The sequence below is a fragment of the Salipiger sp. genome, from assembly GCF_059781815.1.
The window spans coordinates 1-3417 of record NZ_JBYNAH010000338.1 but is presented as its reverse complement, the minus strand read 5'-3'; the positions used below and the strand labels follow the sequence as shown (position 1 = coordinate 3417).

Here is a 3417-nt window from a genome sequence, read left to right as displayed (position 1 = left end):
CGAAGATCAGGCCAAGCTCGTGCTGGCACGACGCCACCTCGTGGTGGTGCTTGTCGACCTTCATGCCGATGCGCTTCATGGTCGAGAGCATCTCGGAACGCAGGTCCTGCGCGTCGTCGATCGGGTTGACCGGGAAGTAACCGCCCTTGATGCCCGGACGGTGGCCGGTGTTGCCCATCTCGTAGTCGGTGTCGGTGTTCCATGCGGCGTCGAGCGCGTCGACCTCGTAGGAGACCTTGTTCATCGAGACCGAGAACTTGACGTCGTCGAACAGGAAGAATTCAGCTTCCGGGCCCATGAACGCGGTGTCGCCGATACCCGAGGAGATCAGGTAGGCTTCGGCCTTCTGGGCGGTGCCGCGCGGGTCACGCTCATAGGCTTCGCCGGTGTCGGGCTCGACCACCGAGCAGTGAATGCAGAGGGTTTTCTCGGCATAGAAGGGGTCGATATACACGCTGTCGGTGTCGGGCATCAGCTTCATGTCGGATGCTTCGATCGACTTCCAGCCAGCGATGGAGGAACCGTCGAACATGAAGCCTTCTTCGAGGAAATCCTCGTCGACCTCATCGGCAATCACCGTCACGTGCTGCAGTTTGCCGCGCGGATCGGTGAAGCGGATGTCGACGTAAGCGACCTCCTCGTCCTTCATAAGCTTGAGAACGTCCTTGATGCTCATTCCCTTCTTCCCTTTCTGTGACTTTTGGGTCCGGTATGATTATTGTTCGGCCGCCCGGGGGCGCGCGCTCAGAGCGCGTCCGAGCCGGATTCGCCGGTGCGGATCCGGATGGCCTGTTCGATCGGGCTCACGAAGATCTTGCCGTCGCCGATCTTGTCGGTCTTGGCGGCAGAGATGATGGCCTCGATGGCGGCGTCGACGAGCTCGTCGTCAAGCACGACCTCGATCTTCACCTTGGGCAGAAAATCGACCACATATTCCGCGCCGCGATACAGCTCGGTATGGCCTTTCTGGCGGCCAAAGCCCTTCACTTCGAGAACCGAAAGGCCCTGGATGCCAGCATCCTGAAGCGCTTCCTTGACCTCGTCGAGCTTGAACGGCTTGATGATCGCCTCGACCTTTTTCATGGTCTATCTCTCCTCGTAATCCCGTGTCGGACCCTGCCAGATCATTTCTGCCGGGCTGCCACAATCGGATAGCCTACAGGGGCAGGGGGTGCATAGAGCGATTTGTATCGACCGCGTGAATTTTGCGCAACATGCCTTCAAAAAGGGCGAAATGAAAACTTGAGGTGGAAGACATGGCAGATCTCCTGACAGCCGCGCAGATGCGGGCGGTGGAGACGGCGGCAATAAGCTCGGGCGAAGTCAGCGGTCTGGAGCTGATGGAACGGGCCGGAGCGGGCGTGGTTTCAGCGGTTTTCCGGCAATGGCCGGAACTGTCGCGGCGCGCGCACCGGGCGGTTGTGCTGTGCGGTCCGGGCAACAATGGCGGCGACGGATTCGTCATCGCGCGCCTGCTGGCCGAGCGGGAATGGGAGGTAGAGCTATACCTCTACGGCGATCCGGACCGGCTGCCGCCCGATGCGCGGCGCAACGCCGAGCGCTGGCAGGAGATCGGTCCGATCCTGCCGCTGGAGCCTGGCTTCGAGCCGTCGAGCCGGCGCGCCGCGCTGGTCGTCGACGCGCTCTTCGGCACCGGGCTGAGCCGTCCGATCCGCGACCTCGGCGTCACGCTGCTCGACCTGTCGGAGCTGCGCGGCGAGGGCGCCGCGATGAGCGCCACCGAGCGCCCGGACTGGACCCCGCTGATCGTCGCCGTAGACCTGCCGAGCGGGCTTTGCAGCGACAGCGGCCGGGTGCTGCGCGACGAGCATTTCGTGGGCCTGCCCGAGGTGCTGGAGGCGGCCTCGGCGGCGGCGGATCTGACCGTGACATTCCATGCGCGCAAGCTTGGGCATGTGCTGGACGAAGGGCCGGAGCTCTGCGGCAAGGTCGTGGTGGTGCCGATCGGGCTCGAGCAACGCCGGAGCCGTGCGCCGCGCAGCGAGCGGGTGGCCGAGGTCACCGCTCCGGCGGGGCTGTCGAAGGCCGGGGCCGGGCACAAGTTCAGCCACGGCCACGCGCTGGTGCTCAGCGGCGGCTTCGGTCGCAGCGGCGCGGCCCGGCTGGCCGCGCGGGCGGCGCTGCGGGTCGGCGCCGGTCTGGTGACGCTGGGCGGCCCGGGTGCGGCGCAGATGGAGATTGCGGCGCAGATCACCGCGCTGATGCTGCGGCGGGCCGAGGGCGCGGACGACCTGTCCGAGTTGCTTGAAGACGACCGCATCACCGCGCTCTGCCTCGGGCCGGGGCTCGGGCTCGAGCGGGCGCTCGATCTGGTGCCGGTGGCGCTCGAGGCAGAGCGGCCGACGCTGCTGGATGCGGATGCGCTGAGCGCCTTCGCTGACGACCCGGCAGAGCTTTTCGGGCTGCTCCACAAGGGCTGCGTGCTGACCCCGCATGGTGGCGAGTTTGCGCGCCTGTTCCCCGATCTGGCGGCGCGGCTGCGCGAGGTGGCCGAGGCCGGGCCGGCCTATTCCCGTGTCGACGCGGCGCGCGAGGCGGCGCGGCGGGCGGGCTGCGTGGTGCTGCTCAAGGGGCCCGACACGGTGATTGCCGCCCCGGACGGGCGCTGCGCGGTAAACGCCGGCGTCGGCGAACGCGCCGCGCCTTGGCTGGCAACGGCGGGCGCGGGCGACGTGCTTGCCGGGCTGATCGCCGGCCTCATGGCGCGCGGACTGACGGTCTTCGAGGCAGCGGGCGCGGGCGCCTGGCTGCACGTGGAGGCGGCGCGGGCCTTCGGGCCGGGGCTGATCGCCGAGGATCTGCCGGAGGCTCTGCCGGGGGTGTTGCGCGCCCTCGGGGTCTGAACGCGGCAGGGTGGCATCGGATTCCGGTGCGCAGAGAAACGAAATCGGCCGCGCCCGGATGGGGCGCGGCCGCACGGCCTCAGGCTCATGATGCGTGGCGCTAGTCGCCGTAGGCGACCGAGGGCAGCCAGGTGGTGAGTTGCGGAAACTCGAACACGATGAACAGGCCCAGAAGCTGCAGCATCACGAAGGGAATGATGCCCCGGTAGATATGTGCCAGCGACACCCCCGGCGGGCAGACGCCCTTGAGGTAGAAGAGCGCAAAGCCCACTGGCGGCGTCAGGAACGAGGTCTGAAGCGTCACCGCCACCAGGATCGCGAACCAGACGACCTGCGGGTCGCGGACCTGGTCGTAGCCCGGCACCGCTAGCTCCAGCCCCTGAATGATCGGCAGCATCAGCGGCATGATGATGATGGTGATCTCGATCCAGTCGAGCAGGAAGCCCAGGCAGAACACGATGAACAGGATAAAGGCCACGGTCCAGTAGGGGCTGTCGAAGGCCGAGAGCACCAGCTCCTGCACGATCTCGTCGCCGCCGTAGCGCCGCAGCAC

Annotated in this window: 4 protein-coding genes; 1 reads left to right on the top strand and 3 read right to left on the bottom strand. The window is 66.9% G+C overall.

Annotated features, from left to right (window positions below; all coding sequences use genetic code 11):
- Positions 1 to 676 (bottom strand): glutamine synthetase beta-grasp domain-containing protein (locus tag AC6RA4_RS24235; protein ID WP_500164688.1); only part of this gene is annotated, 676 nt, incomplete at its 3' end.
- Positions 677 to 744: 68 nt separating this feature from the next.
- Positions 745 to 1083 (bottom strand): P-II family nitrogen regulator, encoded by a 339-nt coding sequence (locus AC6RA4_RS24230; protein ID WP_007800427.1) that lies wholly within the window; start codon positions 1081 to 1083, stop codon positions 745 to 747.
- A 173-nt stretch (positions 1084 to 1256) separates the two neighbouring features.
- On the opposite strand from AC6RA4_RS24230, the gene AC6RA4_RS24225 reads away from it, so the two are divergent.
- Positions 1257 to 2864, top strand: a complete 1608-nt coding sequence (locus tag AC6RA4_RS24225) for an NAD(P)H-hydrate dehydratase (RefSeq protein ID WP_500164686.1) — start codon at positions 1257 to 1259, stop codon at positions 2862 to 2864.
- A 100-nt stretch (positions 2865 to 2964) separates the two neighbouring features.
- Here AC6RA4_RS24225 and AC6RA4_RS24220 read toward each other — a convergent pair.
- Positions 2965 to 3417: TRAP transporter large permease subunit (locus AC6RA4_RS24220; protein WP_500164684.1), on the bottom strand; the 453-nt coding region annotated here is incomplete at its 5' end.